This is a genomic window from Paenibacillus sp. JDR-2 (genome assembly GCF_000023585.1).
Lineage (GTDB): Bacteria > Bacillota > Bacilli > Paenibacillales > Paenibacillaceae > Pristimantibacillus.
Genome location: NC_012914.1, coordinates 5,144,132 through 5,161,727, shown reverse-complemented (window position 1 = coordinate 5,161,727; position 17,596 = coordinate 5,144,132). Strand labels below are relative to the sequence as shown.

Annotated in this window: 14 protein-coding genes; 9 read left to right on the top strand and 5 right to left on the bottom strand. The window is 51.7% G+C overall.

The window, feature by feature from the left end; genetic code table 11:
* Nucleotides 1-401: 401 nt before the first annotated feature.
* From rsgA to PJDR2_RS22575, 4 genes are all read right to left on the bottom strand, one after another.
* A complete protein-coding gene (gene rsgA, locus PJDR2_RS22590; protein WP_015846047.1) occupies nt 402-1,514 on the bottom strand; it encodes a ribosome small subunit-dependent GTPase A in 1,113 nt (370 codons plus the stop codon).
* A gap of 535 nt (nt 1,515-2,049) precedes the next feature.
* Nucleotides 2,050-2,346 carry a YtpI family protein gene (locus PJDR2_RS22585; protein WP_015846046.1) on the bottom strand — a complete coding sequence of 99 codons (297 nt, stop codon included), beginning with the start codon at nt 2,344-2,346 and terminating at the stop codon, nt 2,050-2,052.
* Between the two features lie 77 nt (nt 2,347-2,423).
* Nucleotides 2,424-2,939, bottom strand: a complete 516-nt coding sequence (locus tag PJDR2_RS22580; RefSeq protein WP_015846045.1) for a hypothetical protein — start codon at nt 2,937-2,939, stop codon at nt 2,424-2,426.
* 3 nt (nt 2,940-2,942) lie between these two features.
* Nucleotides 2,943-3,269 (bottom strand): YtrH family sporulation protein, encoded by a 327-nt coding sequence (locus PJDR2_RS22575; RefSeq protein WP_015846044.1) that lies wholly within the window; start codon nt 3,267-3,269, stop codon nt 2,943-2,945.
* Between the two features lie 124 nt (nt 3,270-3,393).
* Between PJDR2_RS22575 and PJDR2_RS22570 the strand changes: the two genes are divergently transcribed.
* From PJDR2_RS22570 to PJDR2_RS22535, 8 genes are all read left to right on the top strand, one after another.
* Nucleotides 3,394-7,056 (top strand): DNA polymerase III subunit alpha, encoded by a 3,663-nt coding sequence (locus PJDR2_RS22570; RefSeq protein WP_015846043.1) that lies wholly within the window; start codon nt 3,394-3,396, stop codon nt 7,054-7,056.
* 129 nt (nt 7,057-7,185) lie between these two features.
* On the top strand, nt 7,186-7,680 hold the full coding sequence (locus PJDR2_RS22565) for a phosphatidylglycerophosphatase A (protein ID WP_015846042.1): 495 nt from the start codon (nt 7,186-7,188) through the stop codon (nt 7,678-7,680).
* 96 nt (nt 7,681-7,776) lie between these two features.
* Nucleotides 7,777-7,965 (top strand): hypothetical protein, encoded by a 189-nt coding sequence (locus PJDR2_RS22560; RefSeq protein WP_015846041.1) that lies wholly within the window; start codon nt 7,777-7,779, stop codon nt 7,963-7,965.
* Between the two features lie 36 nt (nt 7,966-8,001).
* Nucleotides 8,002-8,874 (top strand): acetyl-CoA carboxylase, carboxyltransferase subunit beta, encoded by an 873-nt coding sequence (gene accD / locus PJDR2_RS22555; RefSeq protein WP_015846040.1) that lies wholly within the window; start codon nt 8,002-8,004, stop codon nt 8,872-8,874.
* Nucleotides 8,864-9,901: an acetyl-CoA carboxylase carboxyltransferase subunit alpha gene (locus tag PJDR2_RS22550; RefSeq protein WP_015846039.1), complete on the top strand. Its 1,038-nt coding sequence runs from the start codon at nt 8,864-8,866 to the stop codon at nt 9,899-9,901. The genes accD and PJDR2_RS22550 overlap by 11 nt, the downstream gene beginning before the upstream one ends.
* 90 nt (nt 9,902-9,991) lie before the next feature.
* On the top strand, nt 9,992-11,746 hold the full coding sequence (gene pyk, locus PJDR2_RS22545; protein WP_015846038.1) for a pyruvate kinase: 1,755 nt from the start codon (nt 9,992-9,994) through the stop codon (nt 11,744-11,746).
* Between the two features lie 177 nt (nt 11,747-11,923).
* The gene (locus PJDR2_RS22540) at nt 11,924-12,391 is read left to right on the top strand and encodes an acyl-CoA thioesterase (protein WP_015846037.1); all 468 of its coding nucleotides are present in this window, start codon (nt 11,924-11,926) and stop codon (nt 12,389-12,391) included.
* Nucleotides 12,392-12,618: 227 nt separating this feature from the next.
* Nucleotides 12,619-14,682, top strand: coding sequence for an RNA degradosome polyphosphate kinase (locus PJDR2_RS22535; protein WP_015846036.1), 2,064 nt, complete (start codon nt 12,619-12,621; stop codon nt 14,680-14,682).
* On the opposite strand, the gene PJDR2_RS22530 is transcribed toward PJDR2_RS22535, so the two are convergent.
* Nucleotides 14,673-16,202: a Ppx/GppA phosphatase family protein gene (locus PJDR2_RS22530; RefSeq protein ID WP_015846035.1), complete on the bottom strand. Its 1,530-nt coding sequence runs from the start codon at nt 16,200-16,202 to the stop codon at nt 14,673-14,675. The genes PJDR2_RS22535 and PJDR2_RS22530 overlap by 10 nt on opposite strands.
* A 275-nt stretch (nt 16,203-16,477) precedes the next feature.
* On the opposite strand from PJDR2_RS22530, the gene citZ reads away from it, so the two are divergent.
* Nucleotides 16,478-17,590, top strand: a complete 1,113-nt coding sequence (gene citZ, locus PJDR2_RS22525; RefSeq protein ID WP_015846034.1) for a citrate synthase — start codon at nt 16,478-16,480, stop codon at nt 17,588-17,590.
* Nucleotides 17,591-17,596 lie beyond the last annotated feature (6 nt).

Here is a 17,596-nt window from a genome sequence, read left to right as displayed (position 1 = left end):
CGATATTTCACGATTACAAAGGCGAACGCTAACGCTCCTCCAGGAGATACATTTCTTCCATCCTTCCCCATACGAATCAATCATCTTTATAAGAGACAGGTTAAAGGGCTGCCATTCGTTTGGCAGCCCTTTTAATGTTTTTAGTCACTTATCTGGACTTTTCGTTCAAGTTCAAATACCTTGCACGAAATGCACGATAATGGCGCGAATCTGCTCTGTTATCCGAAATATCCTGCACGGAATGCAGCATATTCGAGAAAAATAGCCGTCATTGGTTCAGTCGGGCACAATATCCTGCATTCTGTGCATTATACCGCGTCGGCTTCCCACCAAAATGGCTGATAGACTGCATTCCGTGCAATCTATTTTCAGCTGATAAAGCTATAGGGAAGAGCGGTAAGTTAATCGTAGTCCCATTCGCCGGCATTTGTCCTGCGATCGTTCTTGCGGGAGGAGGAACCGGCTGCTTTTTTTGCTTTTTTGGCAAGGCTGTTTTCTTTGCGCGCAAGATGGGAGAGCTCTTTGGCAGTCTTCCTGTAATTGTGAAGTCGTTTCGCTTCGAGCGTTCCGTCTTCAATCGCTTGCAGTACCGCGCAGCCAGGGTCTGACTCATGACGGCAATCCCGGTAACGGCATCCGGCAGCCAGAGCTTCAATATCGGAGAAAGCCTGTTCCAATCCATCATGCGCATCCCACAGCTGAAGCTCGCGCATGCCAGGTGTATCCATGACAAGCGCTCCGCTTGGCAAAAGGAACAGCTCCCGGTGCGTTGTTGTATGGCGGCCTCGAGCATCGGTTTCACGGATACCCTGAGTCTCCATGATGTTTTCATCAGCGAGCCAGTTCAGGAGAGTAGACTTGCCTACACCGGACGAGCCTGTGACGGCAATGGTTTTGCCCGGCTGCAAATAAGGGAGAAGCTGTTCCTTGCCTTGGTTTTGCAAGGCGCTAATCAAGTGAACCGGTACGCCTGGGGCGGCGCTTTCCATCTGTGCGGCGAAAAACTCGGGATCGTCGCATAGATCGGCTTTGGTCAGCAGAATAACCGGTGAAGCGCCGCTTTCCCATGCGGCAATCAGGTAACGTTCCATTTTGCGGACGTTAAAATCCTGGTTTAGTGCGTTTGTAATAAACAAATAATCCATATTCGCTCCAACGACCTGATCATCCACCGTACTTCCGGCTGCTTTGCGGATCATTGCGCTTTGGCGCGGCAGAAGGATATGGATAACCGAGCGTGTCTCGCCCGGCAGCTTTTCGGCCATGACCCAGTCGCCAACGGCGGGGAAATCGCTTTTCAGCGCCGCATTAAATTCGTATTTACCGGTAACGGTAGCGGTGTGCTCGCCGTCCGGCGTCATGATTTGATAAGAATGGGAATGCTGGGCGATCACGCGCGCGGGTACCAGCTGTCGCGCGCTTGCCGGCATTTGCTCCATTTTATTGTTCCAATCGGTATTCCAGCCGTAGGCTAGATGTTGTTGGTGGTGCTGCAAGGTATCGGTATTTTTCAAATCGGATGCTCCTCTTTAATCGTTTTATTGGACTTTCGAAACAACAAAAAAACCGCAGGGATTCCCCTGCGGAAGGCACAAAAAAACCGCAAGGACCCACTCGGTCCCGCGGCGCGTCTCTAATACTAAATGGTTAGAGGGCGTTCCGTATAGGCCGAGATAAATGAATAGGACAAACAATCGATAGGTTCATCATTTGACATCAGCCTCCTGTAGTAAGATGTGCTTATTATATGCAATAGAAGACCGTATTCTCTAGGCCGAGTTTGAGTAAAAGAAAACTTTCCGCGTCCCCAAACAAAAAGCCGACCCGCGAAATGCCAGGTCGGCTCATTCTGTTGCCCCAAAGGACGGGCAGCAGTGGACTTTTATGAAAATGAGAGCACGGAGCGGGCGAATGTTTCTGAGAAGCGGAGCGCTCGCCTTTGGTTCCCGGATTCCTACCTTGTCCTACGTTTAATGAGAGGAATCCGGAACCAACAGCGATCGAAGAAATATTCGCCCCACGCAGTGCCATCCATTTTCATAATTCGCTCTACTGCTGCATCGTCCGAAAAATACTATGGTTGCGCAGCCCCGCAAACAAATTGAAAAATCCGATAACGAGGAAAATCGCTCCGATTACGATACGCGCCGTCGAAGTGCCGGAGAGAAACAGCTGAACGCCGGCGATAAACATAAGCATGAAGCCCATGCTGATGTTCATCCGCGAAGCATGAAGGCCGCGCGCGCGCGCGTCCGTCGAGCGGCGGGATCTAAAGCTGAAAAAGACGGTAAGCGCCAATGTGATCATAATGCCCGGCGCAAACACCCATTGCAGGAGTGAATCCATGTTTAGCTACAGCTCCTTTTGTAGTCTCAATGGCGTTATTGTAGCATGAATTCACCCAAAACCGGAAATAAATGCGATTAAGAAGGAGGTCTCGCGTATAGCCTGACTTTAACCCATACTTGCAGCTTGTTTTCCGCAACCAGGATAGTCGTGATGTCGATGGAATAGTCTTTTTCTAGAACATTGGTATAAATCTTGTTGCTTAATAGTCTCCGGGCGAGCTGGGCGTCCGTATCGATCTCATAGATGCTTTGCCCAAGGAAAACGGAAAGATCCGCTTTGATCCGCTTGATTAATTCCGCTTCCGTTACTTTATCAAGCTTGGGGCGGTCGGTATTTTGGCCGGCTTCCTCTTCGATCCGCGGCACGACGCTTTTGATGACGGTATGCTGACTTTTGAATTGCGTTAAGCCTTTTATTTCCGTTTCGGACTGCTCCAGCTTAACCTCCAGATCGCTCTTCAGGTTCACTAGCGCCTCGAATTGGGCGTGGTAGATGGAATTATATATGATTGCGCCAAGCAGCATGCCAAGCAGCAGTACGCCAAGCATCTGCACCCCTTTTACATACCGCTCAAACTGAGGTACGCGCATGCATTAAGCCGCCCCTTTGCAAACGAGCTTGACTAACTCCGTTCCCATGTGAGCGCCCAGAAAAGCAATGGCGATATAGGCAATCTGAAGGACGGCCGGTGATAAATGCCCTTCCGCGATATTACTCTCGATAACGCGCATCGGATCGATAGATCCTCCGACGGCCGCGACAATCGCCCATATTTTGAGATTCGCGGCCGTGCTCAGCATCATGGAGGTAGGGGGGAGCAGCAAAAAAACGGAGCCGAGTCCGGCCAGCATGGATCCTCCGACAACAACGCCAAAGGCGATAAAAAAATCAAGCCCGGCCTTAGATAAAATGACGTTCACAACGTACACCTGCCTTTTAGCGCTTAGTCCAGCCTGTCCGGCTGCCTCACTACCATTCTATGGGCGCTGTGCGGTCTATTATGATAAAATAGAAGGAATAAGAACCGAAAGAGGGTGCCAGCGGATGAACAACATAGATTCCTCGTTTGTGCATTTGCACGTGCATAGCGAATACAGCTTGCTTGACGGCGCAGCCCGGATCCGCGATTTGGTGGCAAGGGCTGCCGAGCAAGGGATGAAGGCGCTTGCCCTTACCGATCACGGTGTCATGTACGGAGCTATTCCTTTTTATAGAGCATGCCTGGCACGGGGCATCAAGCCGATTATCGGCTGCGAGATGTATTTTACGGCGGGATCCCGTTTCGAGAAGGGAACGCGCAAGGACAATCCGATCTATCATTTAATTCTCCTAGCCAAAAACGAGACCGGCTACCGCAATCTGATGAAGCTGGTCTCGATTGGACATCTGGAAGGCTTTCACTATAAGCCTCGTATCGACCCGGAAGTACTGGAGGCTCATTCCGAAGGTCTGGTCTGCTTGAGTTCATGTCTCCATGGTGAAATCTCGCAGCATCTGCTTCATGACCGCCGGGAGGAAGCGCTGACGGCTGCAATGCGGTATAAGCGGATCTTCGGGGATGACTTTTATTTGGAGCTGCAGGATCACGGCATGCTCGATCAGAAAAAAGTAGCGGCTGCCATGATTGAATTAGCTCGGGAAACAGGCATCAAGCTTACGGCTACCAACGATGTTCATTATTTGACGCCGGAGGATGCCGCTGTTCAGGATGTTCTGATATGCATTGGAACAGGCAAGTCGGTAGATGATACGGACCGAATGAAGATGGGGACGGATCAGCTGTATATGAAAAGCGGAGAAGAGATGGAACTCTTGTTCCGCCACGTGCCTGAAGCGATACGCCATACTGCAGAAATCGCGGACAAGTGCTCGCTGGAGCTGACGTTTGGGCGTGCAGCGCTGCCCGTCTTCCGTCCGGTGCCGGGCGGCATGACTTCGACGGCGTATTTGGCCGAGCTGTGCAGGAGCGGACTTGCTTCCCGTTACGCGGGGCTGCCGCAATGGTCGGAGGATCCGGCATACCGGGAACAGGCGGAGGCAAGGCTCGCTTATGAGCTGTCCGTTATTGAAAATATGGGCTTCAGCGATTATTTCCTGATCGTATGGGATTTCGTCCGCTTTGCCCATGAGCAGGGCATCCGGACCGGTCCGGGACGGGGCTCGTCAGCGGGAAGCCTTGTTGCTTACGTGCTCCGGATAACCGACGTGGATCCGCTGAAGTACAAGCTGCTCTTCGAGCGGTTCCTGAATCCGGAACGGATTACGATGCCCGACATCGATATCGACTTTAATGACGAACGCCGCGATGAGGTTATCGCCTATGTTTCGGCCAAATACGGCGATGAGCATGTGGCCCAGATCATTACTTTTGGTACGATGGCCGCCAAAGCCGCTGTCAGGGACGTTGGGCGCGCAATGAATGTGCCGTTCGCGGAGGTCGACCGGGCGGCGAAGATGATTCCGAATCAGCTCCACATTACGCTCGAGGAAGCTCTTCGGATCAGCGAAGGCCTGCGCGAAGCTTGCCAACGGCAGCCGAGAACCGATGCCATGATCAAGATGGCGCTGAAGGTGGAGGGCATGCCGCGCCACGCTTCTACCCATGCGGCCGGTGTTGTTATCTCCGGCGGTCCGTTAACCGATTACGTCCCGCTGCAGGCGGGAAGCGAGCGGACAGCGCTCACGCAATATTCGATGGAGCATCTCGAGGCGGTTGGCCTTTTGAAAATGGACTTCCTCGGCCTGAGAACGTTATCCATCGTGGAGCGTTCGCTTGCTTGGGTGAAGGGCTTATACGGCAAGGAAATTGATTTCCGGAAAGTGCCGGATAATGATCCGGACACCTACGCGATGCTTGGGCGCGGCGAGACGATGGGGATTTTCCAGTTGGAGTCGTCAGGCGTCAGGCGTGTACTGAAGGAGATGAAGCCGAGCGAATTCGAAGACATCGTATCGGTGCTTGCCTTGTACCGTCCGGGTCCGATGGAATTTATTCCGAATTACATTCAAGGCAAGCATGGGCTTGCGCCGGTTAAATATCCGCATCCCTCTCTCGAGCCTATTCTATCGGATACGTATGGCATAATTGTCTACCAGGAGCAGATCATGCAGATTGCTTCTGCTATGGCCGGCTTCTCGCTTGGCGAAGCGGATTTGCTGCGCCGCGCCGTGTCGAAGAAGAAGCGGGAGGTGCTCGACGAGCAGCGCGCGCATTTCGTAAAAGGCAGCGTCAGCGAAGGTTATACAAGCGAGGATGCCAATCTGGTCTATGATATGATCGTCCGGTTTGCGGACTACGGCTTCCCGCGCGCCCATGCCGCAGCGTACGGCGTGCTTGCTTTTCAGACGGCGTGGCTGAAGGCTCATTATCCGATTCCGTTTATGGCGTCGATGCTTGCTTCCGTTACCGGCAATCAGCGCAAAACAGCCGAATACGTGGACGAATGCAGACGGATGGGCATTGAGGTGCTGCCTCCTGACGTGAACGAAAGCGGCGTTACGTTTACACCGGTGGAGGGGGCCGTTCGTTTTGGCCTTGCGGCTATTAAAAACGTCGGCACGCAAGCTATCGAGGCTATCGAGAAAGAGCGCCGGGAACGGCCTTTCGACAGCCTGCTTGACTTGTGCCGCCGGGTGGATCTGCGCGTTGTCAACAAGCGGGTGCTGGAATCGCTTATTCAAGCCGGAGCGCTTGAATCGCTGCCCGGTCACCGCGCGCAGCAGCTTGCCGCCCTCGAAGAAACCGTGGAAGCCGCGCTGAAGTGGCGCAAGGAACGCGAGGAGCTGCAGATCGAGCTGTTCGGCTTTGACGAAGTGCAGAACTGGGATGTCGAGCTGCCGGATATTAGGCCGTATTCGACGGGCGAGCAGCTGGAGTTGGAACGTGAACTGCTGGGATTGTACTTGTCCGGCCATCCGCTGGATGCCGTAGAGGAACAGCTTGAGCCGCTTGGCCTTGACCGGTTCATAGAGCTTGGGGAAGCAGCAGAAGGAGCAGCAGCTTTTATCGGAGCGAGAGTGGTTTCTCTTAAACCATTTACAAATAAAAAAGGAAATGCGATGGGCTTTATTGAAATAGAGGACAGGGTGATGCGTGCAGAGGGGGTTGTATTCCCGGCTGTATGGAAGCGCTGCGGGGATCGTCTTGTGAAAGGCGGGCTCGCGATTATTCACGCTACGGTTCAGCATCAGGACGAGGACTTTAAGCTGATCATCGAAGATGTTGTGCCGATTCAGGAAGGGACGGCAACCGCGGAGCAGCTGGCCGAGCCTGTGGGTCGGATGCGGAAGCATGCGAGCTCCCGTGCCTCGAGGCCGGCAGGCGGCATCAATCAGCCGCCCGCTCAGACTTCTCCCCAAAGCCAAGCGGCAGGAATTAGGACCGCTCAAGCTTCACCGGCGGCATCTGCAGCCCGGAAACCGCAGCCTGCAAGGCCGGCTGAGTCTTCCGAGCGCGCTGCTCCTCCTGCCGAAAGGAAACGTCAGCGCGTTTATATCAAGATTATCGCTTCGCGCGAGCATCCGGACGTGCTGGAGCAGCTGAAGAAGCTATTGGCCGACCATCACGGACAGCTGGATACGGTGTTGTTCTATGAGCGGGAGCAGCGCTCGCTTGCTCTAAGCGAAACGTACCGCACAAAGCCTTCTCCTCAATTATTCAGCGCCATTGAGCAGCTTCTTGGGCAAGGAGCGGTAATTGTCAGATAATTTATGCACAACTCTATCACCTCCCGCATACATTTATTGTTACAAGCGGGATTAAGCGGTTTGGCAGCCGCAATTTTTCCCCGGCTTGCGTTGCATGAAGACGTACAAGCATATGCGGGAGGGATGGACATGACGTCCGGAATCGAAAAATGGTTGCAAAAGCGTGGAGTAAGCGTGGACGATATTGCGGAAATTGTATATACGCTGCAGCGTCCTTACAATGCGGATTTGACCGTAGCCGAATGCGAAGAGAGTGTAAGAGCTGTTTTGGAGAAGCGCGAAGTGCAGTATGTGCTGTATACCGGAATCGCCCTTGATGAGCTTGCCGAACGCCGTTTGCTGCCGGAGCCGCTGCAGGCCATCATGGAAACCGACGAGTCCCTGTATGGCGTAGACGAGACTTTAGCACTAGGAATAACGAATGTTTATGGGATGATTGGCTTGACGAGTTTCGGATATTTGGATAAAGTAAAGCCCGGCATTATTCGTCAGCTGAATCTGAAAGGCGAGAAAATTCACGTGTTTCTCGACGATCTTGTTGCGGGACTGGCGGCGGCGGCATCAGCAAGGATCGCGCATCAGGACCCAAAAGCCATCCGATACCATTTGCCCGATTCGCCATGACTGTGGTATCATTATGACATCATATGGCCTTTAACGGGATTGACTTGTTAGAAGATGCGAACTTTGCTGCAGGCAAAGTTTTCAGGAGGTACCATAATGTGGACGGTCATTTACATCGCTCCAACCGCTAGAATCGCGGACAACATCAAGAAGCGGCTTACGGAAGAAGGCTTTCTCGTAAAAGTCCGTCCAGTTAATCTGTCTAAACAGCAATATGAGATTTTGGTTCCTTCGGGTGAATTGGAGGAAGTACAGGAAGTATTTAACTCCATCATGCAGCCGTAATACCTTATACTATTGCGCCTTGAGAGGTGTCACACATTGCAAATTAAGGACTTATTTTCAAAGAAGAAGTATGCGACCATCCCTTCTGAGCGGCCTAAACGCGACATACCGGAAGGTCTAATGAATAAGTGCTCCAAATGCGGCACCATTCAGTACAGCAAAGAATTGGATAAGAATTTGAAGGTATGCTCGTCATGCGGGCATCATTACCGTCTGAGTGCTTGGGAACGGATTGGAATGACGCTTGATGACGGGCGTTTGTATGAATACGATGCGGATATGGAATCTGTGGATCCGCTCGAATTCCCTGGGTACAAAGGGAAGCTTGAGCAGCAACGGCAGAAGAATCCGAATCTTCGCGAAGCCGTTGTAACGGGCGAAGGCACCATTAACGGCCATCCGGTTGTTGTTGCGGTCATGAGCTTTGACTTCTTCAGCGGAAGCATGGGATCTGTCGTTGGCGAGAAAATAACAAGAGCAATCGAAGCGGCGCATGAGAAGAAGCTGCCACTTCTTATTTTCTCGACGTCGGGCGGCGCCCGTATGCAGGAAAGTATACTTAGCTTAATGCAAATGGCGAAGACAAGCGCCGCTCTTTCCATGTTTCAAGGGGCTGGAGGCTTGTTCATTTCGGTGTTTACAGATCCTACGATGGGCGGGGTTTCCGCCAGCTTTGCGAGTCTTGGCGACTACAATTTGGCCGAGCCCGGCGCGCTTGTGGGCTTTGCGGGCCGTATCGTAATCGAACAAACGATCCGCCAGAAGCTGCCGGATAACTTCCAGACAGCAGAGTTCAACATGCAGCATGGGCAGCTTGACCTGGTTGTTCACCGCAAGGATATGAAGACAACGCTTGGCAAGCTGCTGGATATGCATACCGTAAGGGAGGGATTATCCCATGGCGGCTGAACAGATGCTTCCGTTCGAGAAGCCGATCAGCGATTTGCGCGAGAAGATCGCAACGCTGAAGACGCTGGCTGAGAGCAACGGCATGGACTTTTCCGAGGAGATTGCGCGTCTTGAAGAGAAGTGCAAGCAAATGGAAGAGGAACTGTACAACGAAATGACCCCGGCGCAGAAGATGCACATCGCGCGTCTTCACCAGCGTCCAACCTCGCTTGATTTCATTCAGGCTGTCTTCACGGACTTTATTGAACTGCATGGCGACCGTTTGTTTGCCGATGATCTGGCGATTGTCGGCGGTCTTGCCAAGCTGAACGGCCTGCCGGTAACGGTTATCGGCCATCAGCGCGGCAAGGATACGAAGGATAATATTGCCCGTTTCTTTGGCAGTCCCCATCCGGAAGGATTCCGGAAAGCGCTGCGACTTATGCAGCAAGCAAACAAATTCAAACGCCCGATCATTACTTTAATCGATACAAAGGGCGCGTATCCAGGCAACACGGCCGAGGAGCGTGGCCAATCGGAAGCGATTGCCCGCAACTTAAGAGAGATGGCCGGATTTGCTGTGCCAATCGTCTGCATCGTTATCGGTGAAGGCGGCAGCGGCGGGGCGCTTGCCCTTGGCGTAGGCAACCGGGTACTGATGCTGGAGAATGCGATTTACTCCGCGATTTCCCCTAACGGCGCGGCTTCCATTCTGTGGAAGGACGCATCCAAAGCGGATATTGCGGCTGAAGCGATGAAAATTACGGCGAAGGATTTGCTCGAGTTCGAAGTGATCGAGGACATCATAGAAGAGCCGCAAGGCGGCGCGCACCGCGATCTAGCGTTCACGGCGGAACGGCTGAAGGAGAAATTGTGGAAGCATTTGGTGGAACTTCTGCCGATGACCCCTGAGCAACTCATTGAAGACCGTTACCATAAATTCCGCAAGATTGGCGAATTCCAAGTGGCGGAAGCTGCAGCGCAGGAAGCTGCGCAAGCCCCGCAAGAGGCTGAAGCTACCGAAATGACGGAATCGGCAAAGGTATAAAATTTTTACACTGTCGTACAAGCTGCGGCTCAAGATCTTGATTATTGACTATAATGACTATAGCAGGCACTAAACGGAGGATACTTAAACATGCGTAAAGCTAAGATTGTATGTACGATTGGACCTTCCAGCGAATCGTTGGAAAACACGAAAAAACTGATTAAAGCGGGGATGAACGTTGCCCGTCTGAACTTCTCCCACGGCGACTTTGAAGAACATGGCAACCGTATCAAAAACATCGGCATCGCAAACAAAGAGCTTGGAACTAGCGTAGCGATTCTGCTCGACACCAAAGGTCCGGAGATTCGTCTTGGCAAGCTGAAAGAAGAGCCGATCGAGCTTGTGGCAGGCGAGCGCGTTGCTCTGACAACGGAAGAGATTTTGGGCGACATTAATCGTGTGCCTATTACTTACGACAACCTTCCTAACGACGTTTCCGTAGGTTCGACTATTCTGATCGATGACGGTTTGATCGGTCTGACGGTTGAAGAAGTTCAAGGCACTGAAATTATTTGCCGCATCAACAACAGCGGACAAATCAAGAGCAAAAAGGGCGTTAACGTTCCTGGCGTTGCGATTTCCCTTCCGGGCATCACGGAAAAAGACGCTAACGATATCATCTTCGGTATCGAAATGGGCATCGACTTCGTAGCGGCATCGTTCGTTCGTAAAGCAAGCGACGTGCTTGAAATTCGCGAGCTGCTTGAGCGCCACAATGCAAGCCACATCCAAATCATCTCCAAAATCGAGAACCAACAAGGCGTTGACAATCTTGATGAGATTCTGGAAGTTTCCGACGGTCTGATGGTTGCCCGTGGCGACCTTGGCGTTGAGATTCCGGCTGAAGAAGTACCGCTGGTACAAAAAACAATGATCGAAAAATGTAACCGTGCCGGTAAACCGGTTATCACGGCTACACAAATGCTGGATTCGATGCAGCGCAACCCGCGTCCTACACGCGCTGAAGCAAGTGACGTAGCGAACGCAATCTTCGACGGTACGGATGCAATCATGCTCTCCGGCGAAACAGCTGCCGGTAAATACCCGGTTGAAGCGGTAACTACAATGTCCCGTATTGCTGAGCGCGCGGAAGCGGCTCTGGAATACCGTGAAATCTTCACGAAACAAGCTAACGCTCAAAAAACTTCCGTAACGGAAGCAATCAGCCAAGCGGTTGCAGTTTCCGCTCTGGACCTGAACGCGGCAGCAATCGTGACTTCGACGCAAAGCGGTTTCACAGCTCGTATGGTATCCAAATACCGTCCGAAAGCACCAATCATCGCGGTAACTAACGATGAGAAGGTTATGCGCCGTCTGGCTCTGATCTGGGGCGTTAAACCGGTTCTCGGCGAAATCGCTGAAACAACGGACGCAATGTTCGAGAATGCGGTTGATGGTGCAAGAAGCACTGGCTTGATCAGCCTTGGCGACACAATCGTTATTACAGCAGGTGTTCCGGTTGGCCGCGCAGGTACAACAAACCTGATCAAGATTCACCATGTTGGCGAGCTTCTGGCTCAAGGCCAAGGCATCGGCAGCCAAACGGCTACTGGCCGCATCGTTGTTGCCCGCACGCCTGAAGAAGCAAACGCACGCGTAACTTCCGGTTCGATCCTGGTTACGGTATCGACGGATAAAGAATATATGCCTGCTTTCGAAAAAGCAGCTGCCGTTATTACAGAGCAAGGCGGTATTACAAGCCATGCAGCTGTATGCGGTATTAACCTGGGTATTCCGGTTATTCTGGGCATCTCGAATGCTACAGAATTGCTGATGGACGGTACGGAAGTAACGGTCTACGGCGAGACTGGCGTTGTATACTCCGGACAAGCTAAAGTCCTGTAATAACGAATTTCATATTTCTCTTTAGAAGCAGAGAAGAACAGAAGCGAGGGTGAGCCATTCACCGTCGCTTTTGTTTCACATACAGGGATATACATATGCACGATTTATGTTTGCGTTTTGTAAACAAAGCTAATTTTTTCGTCCTCAAGTTCGTAATATATAGGGGGTAGCTTCATCATGCCGTCACAGCAATGGTTCCTTCATCCTCTGCGCGTTCGTTATCAGGAAACGGATCAAATGGGGGTTGTTTTTCATGGGAATTACATAACCTGGTTTGAAATTGGCCGTACCGAGCTGATCCGTTCAGCGGGGTATGATTACAAAACGATCGAGCAGCAGGGCCTGCTGCTTCCGGTGGTGGATCTTCAGTGCAGGTACGAACTGCCGGCCCGTTACGATGATACGGTGCTGATTTGTACGCGTATTTCGGATTTTTCGTCTGTGCGTCTCTCCTTTGAATCGGAAATCCGCAAAGTAAGTCTGGAACAATTCCATCCCGCTGTTGTTAACCAGTACGAGGATCTTCCGGGGGAACGGCTGGTAGCCGGAGGAACGAAGCATGTCTGGGTAAATGAGAAATGGCGGCCGGCAAGATTGGATAAGGGTCTGCCGGAATTATATGCTTTGCTGCAGTCCATGGCGTAGTTGTTCCTTAATCTTTTCTCTGTAAGCGGAGGTTGTTTCGAGCCCTAGTGCGACTATTGCGCGTTTGTTTCAACCTTTGAAAGGTTGATCAAGAAATAAACCGCAAGGAGCAATCGACCGAAACAACCGGAGCATCAACCGGAGCTTTAACCTGATCTTTACAAATCGTTAATATTCCTATAATAGTCATCAGTCATAATAGGGGCATAATTGGGGAGGCGTGAGGAATGACAAGACAATTGTCCCACTATGTGAACCGGGATTTGAGCTGGATTGAGTTTAACCGCAGAGTGCTCCAGGAAGCACAGGAATCGAATAATCCACTGCTTGAACGCGCCAAATTTTTATCCATTGTATCCAGCAATCTGGATGAATTTATGAGTGTTAGAGTAGCCGGCATCCAGGATCAGATCCGCGCGGGCTACACGAAGATGGATTTTACGGGCTATACGCCTGCCGGACTATGGAAAAGGCTGATCAAACGGACGACCCAGATGGTCTATGATCAATACAAAACGTACCGGGAAGTATTCCGTTGCCTCGGTCGTGAAGGCATTATTATTTCATCCGTCAAGGAACTGAACGTCAGCCAATCCAAGGCGGTGTCGGAATATTTTCAGGAAATTGTTTTCCCTGTGTTAACGCCGATGGCCGTTGACCAGAGCCGCCCGTTCCCCCTCGTACATACGAAGGAGCTGTACCTGGCGGTGCTTTTGCAGCGGGAGGATTCGGACAAGGAGGATGAGCCGCTGTTTGCAATCGTGCAGGTTCCTTCGATTCTGCAGCGTTTTGTGCCGGTACCGGGACGTACAAATAGCAAGAAGATGGAGTTTGTGCTGCTCGAGGATCTTATCGAAAATCATATTACTACCTTGTTTAACGGCTACGTTCCGTTCGCCGTTCATGCGTTCCGCATTACGCGCAATGCCGATCTTACGTTAAATGAGGATGGGGCGGAAGACCTTCTGGAAGAGATTGAGAAGGAGCTGCGCAGAAGACGCTGGGGCATCCCGGTGCGGCTGGAAGTCGCAAGAGGCATGCATCCGATGGCGCTTGAGATGTTGAAGGAAGAGCTGGAGATTGAAGATAACCTGATTGAGATTGACGGCCCTCTTGATCTCAGCTTCCTAATGAAATTTGTTAACTCGCTGCCGGGCTATGACAACCTGCGCTACAGCCGTCTTGAGCCGGTGTACCCTCATGAATTCGATGAGACGGATGACATGTTCGAAGTGATCCGCCAGCGCGATGTACTGATGTATCACCCGTACGAATCGTTTGAAGCGGTAAATGATTTTATCGATCTAGCCGCGGAAGATCCCAACGTGCTGGCCATTAAGATGACTTTATACCGTGTCAGCGGCCAATCTGCGCTTGTACAGGCCTTGTCCAAGGCCGCGGAAGCCGGCAAGCAGGTAACGGTGGTTGTGGAGCTTAAGGCAAGGTTTGATGAGGAGCGGAATATCGCTTGGGCACGCCAGCTGGAGAAATCGGGCTGCCATGTCGTCTACGGCCTTGTTGGCCTTAAGACGCATGCGAAGATTTGCCTTGTTGTCCGCAGGGAGATGGGCACGCTGCGCCGTTATGTCCATGTCGGAACAGGCAACTATAACGACAGCACGGCCACTTTGTATACGGATATCGGTCTATTCACTTCCCATCCGATTATCGGCAGTGATGCCTCGGCCTTGTTTAATGAGGTAACCGGGTACTCATCGCCATATGAATGGAAGGCGTTTGGCGTTGCACCGACAGACTTGAAGGAGAAGCTGTTCCGGTTAATTGACCGTGAGATTGCCAACGCGAAGCAGGGCCAAGAGGCTCATATTATTGCGAAGATGAATTCCCTTTCCAATCAGGAAATGATCGATAAGCTGTATGAAGCTTCGCAAGCCGGGGTCAAAATTGAACTTATCGTCCGGGGAGTATGCTGCTTGAGACCGGGCGTAGCCGGACGCAGCGATAATATTCGCGTAATCAGTATCGTGGACAGGTTCTTGGAGCATGCAAGGGTAATGTACTTCTATAACGGCGGAGAAGAAGAGGTCTATTTGTCGAGTGCGGACTGGATGACGAGGAATCTGACGCGCCGGATCGAACTGATGAGTCCGGTATTTGACGAGAACCTTCGCAAAACCCTGATCAATATGCTGCAGCTTAATTTGGACGATAATGTAAAAGCTCGCGAGCTGCAGGCAAACGGCACCTACGTTCATGTGACGAACGAAATGATGCCGTTCCGCAGTCAATTTGAAGCCAGATCGATTCCGCAGTGGAAAAATTACGTATAGTCGGGAAGGGCCAGGACGGGAGTCAGTCCCCACAGCTTTTTGAAATCGGAGGAAAGCTCCTCGACTTCCCGGGCTTCAACCGCTAATGTCCCTTCGGAACGTACCGGATTAAGCAGAAGCTGGCTGCCGGATTGGATCGCTTCCAATCGGCCGATCGCTTGCGTCTCGCTGCGGTCAAGCGCTGCCGCGAGCTGAAGCAGAATGCCAAGCTTATAAATGGTATCCATATCGGATTCGCTCAGCAGTTCCTTGTACTCGAGAAGCTGCTGGCGAGTCCGGTTTTTGCTTTTATAAGAAGCAATTGCTGCAATCATTAGAATTTCCCTGTGGGCAAGCCCGTTCAGATGGGAGTTCACAATGAGATAGAACGTATGCTTGGCGAATTCGTAATAATCAATGGAAGCGCCGATCCGGAACAAGGTGGAGGCGGCATCAAGCAGCACTTTTGCCCGGTTCTGAAGCAGATGTACAGGTCTCAGCTCGTCGTAGAGCTGCAATGCCAGACGGTTAACCTGCATCACATGCTGTTTAGGCGCAGCCGGATGCAGAGCGATAACGTTTTGCAGGCTGAATGCGAGTACGTCCTGATGGAGAGAACGTCCCGGGAAACGGGTCGCATGGAACAGACCGTCGCGAAGTCCGGAGCCGCATATGCGGTAATGGCTGGTCTTCAGCAGGCGGAACAAGGTGCGCAGTACCGCAATGCCGGGCACAATGACATCCACGCGATCCTTGGACAGACCGGGGAATTTCTTGCGTTTGTCCAGCGGCGTCAGGTACAGCTCCTGGAACAGGGCATCCGCATCGGTTCCCGTTATCGGATAGTTATGTGTTTGGGTAAAAGGGTACTTCGTCACGGCCTGATGAATTTTGCCCATAGCGCGTGCGGTTCCGCCTACCCCAATCAGCGGCAGGGATGGAGATTTCGTCAGCCAAGGCTCGTTTTTGACAGCCTCGGCGACCAGCGCTTCAATGCTTTTTAGTCCTTCTTCGCTCAGCATCCCTTTCACCGCGTGCTTCTGGTTCAGGCTGACGCAGCCAAACGGAAAAGATACCGATTGGACGAGCTGGCGGCCGCGGAAGAGAGAGACCTCCGTGCTTCCTCCGCCGATATCAACAAGAAAGCCGTCCTGCACATCCATGGCGTTAATCATCCCGAGAAAGCCGTAGGAGGCTTCTTCTTCGCCGCTTAGCAATTCTATCGTAAGGCCTGTTTCGGATTTAATCGTTTCCAAAATTTCTGCCCGGTTCGTCGCATTGCGGATAGCGGCCGTCGCCACCGCGCGGATATGTCCGGTCCGGTTATGAGCGCAGATCATCGTAAAATGGTTTAGCGTACCGAGCAGCTCGGTAATCGCATCCGTTGCCAGAATGCCGTTGTCATCAACCCGCTCCGCGAGGCGGGCAGGCCGCTTGCCTCCGTCAATGACGCGATGCGCGCCGTTTGCTGTCCGCTCATAGACAACAAGACGGACTGAGTTCGAGCCGATATCAATGATGCCAATTCGTTGTTCTGTCATCGTGGTCCTCCGTGCTAGTTATTTCTTCTATTCTATCACATTGAAATATGATTACGGGAAGCGAGTATTTTTGCGCGGAATAGGGAAAAATGCGTCTGGAGCAATTCGTGCGAAATTTGTGGAAGAAAGGGAATGAAAAAAAACTTTATAGCGCTGATAAAGCATTTCTATGTCCGGTTTTGTTCACTTCGCTGATAAAATCATTTATGATTAATAGCGACGAGAGGTTTACTATTTTTGGCGAATAACTTTTCAAGTTAGAGGAGAGAGAACGAATGACAGCAACTAAAGGTCTTGAAGGAATTGTGGCCGCTTCTTCGTCGATCAGCTCCATTATTGATGGAGTCTTGACATATCGCGGTATTAATATTGATGATCTTGCAGAAAATGCGACATTTGAAGAGGTTGCCTACCTGCTGTGGTACGGCAAGCTGCCGAATCGTTCCGAGCTCGACGGCTTGCAGCAAAAGCTGGATCAATACTCGGCTATCCCTGCGCAAGTGATCGAACAAATAAAATTGTATCCGCAAGGCACTAACTCGATGGCAGCGCTTCGCACAGCGGTATCGAGCCTTGCTCTGTACGATGAATCCGCAAACGAAATGTCTCCTGAGGCGAATCAGCTGAAAGCAATCAAGCTGCAAGCTCAGCTTCCGACTGTTGTGGCCGCTTTTGCCCGCATCCGCGAAGGCAAAGAGCCTATTGCTCCTAAAAAGGGAGTATCGATCGCTTACAACTTCCTCTACATGCTGACTGGCGAAGAGCCGGCTGAAGTAGCGATTAAAGCCTTGGATCAAGCATTGGTACTGCATGCTGACCACGAGCTTAACGCTTCGACATTTGCAGCCCGCGTAACCGTGGCGACATTGTCCGATATCTATTCCGGCGTAACTTCCGCAATCGGCGCTTTGAAAGGCCCTCTGCACGGCGGCGCTAACGAAGCGGTAATGGTAATGCTTGAAGAAATCGGTTCGATGGAGAACGTTGAAGGTTACATCAACAACGCGCTTGCGAACAAACAAAAAATCATGGGCTTTGGCCACCGCGTATATAAAGACGGCGACCCGCGCGCGAAGCACCTGCAACAAATGTCCCGTGAACTGGGCAAATTGACAGGCAATATGGAACTGTACGAGATGTCTATTAAGATCGAAGACATGGTTACCGGCCAAAAAGGTCTGAAACCAAATGTTGATTTCTACTCGGCATCGGTTTACACTACATTGGGTATTCCTCGCGACCTGTTCACGCCGATATTTGCAATCAGCCGCGTTTCGGGATGGAGCGCACATATCCTTGAGCAATACGAGAACAACCGTCTGATTCGCCCTCGCGCTGATTATGTCGGCCCGGTTAACGCGAAATATATTCCAATCGAGCAGCGCTAATTATTA

Excerpts from the sequence above, each read along its gene's own strand:
- PJDR2_RS22540 (WP_015846037.1), top strand. The coding sequence starts at position 11,924 with ATGCCGTCACAGCAATGGTTCCTTCATCCTCTGCGCGTTCGTTATCAG.
- citZ (WP_015846034.1), top strand. The coding sequence starts at position 16,478 with ATGACAGCAACTAAAGGTCTTGAAGGAATTGTGGCCGCTTCTTCGTCG.
- PJDR2_RS22530 (WP_015846035.1), bottom strand. The coding sequence starts at position 16,202 with ATGACAGAACAACGAATTGGCATCATTGATATCGGCTCGAACTCAGTC.
- PJDR2_RS22580 (WP_015846045.1), bottom strand. The coding sequence starts at position 2,939 with ATGCGCGTACCTCAGTTTGAGCGGTATGTAAAAGGGGTGCAGATGCTT.
- pyk (WP_015846038.1), top strand. The coding sequence starts at position 9,992 with ATGCGTAAAGCTAAGATTGTATGTACGATTGGACCTTCCAGCGAATCG.
- PJDR2_RS22560 (WP_015846041.1), top strand. The coding sequence starts at position 7,777 with ATGTGGACGGTCATTTACATCGCTCCAACCGCTAGAATCGCGGACAAC.
- PJDR2_RS22550 (WP_015846039.1), top strand. The coding sequence starts at position 8,864 with ATGGCGGCTGAACAGATGCTTCCGTTCGAGAAGCCGATCAGCGATTTG.
- PJDR2_RS22585 (WP_015846046.1), bottom strand. The coding sequence starts at position 2,346 with ATGGATTCACTCCTGCAATGGGTGTTTGCGCCGGGCATTATGATCACA.
- PJDR2_RS22535 (WP_015846036.1), top strand. The coding sequence starts at position 12,619 with ATGACAAGACAATTGTCCCACTATGTGAACCGGGATTTGAGCTGGATT.
- PJDR2_RS22565 (WP_015846042.1), top strand. The coding sequence starts at position 7,186 with ATGACGTCCGGAATCGAAAAATGGTTGCAAAAGCGTGGAGTAAGCGTG.
- PJDR2_RS22570 (WP_015846043.1), top strand. The coding sequence starts at position 3,394 with ATGAACAACATAGATTCCTCGTTTGTGCATTTGCACGTGCATAGCGAA.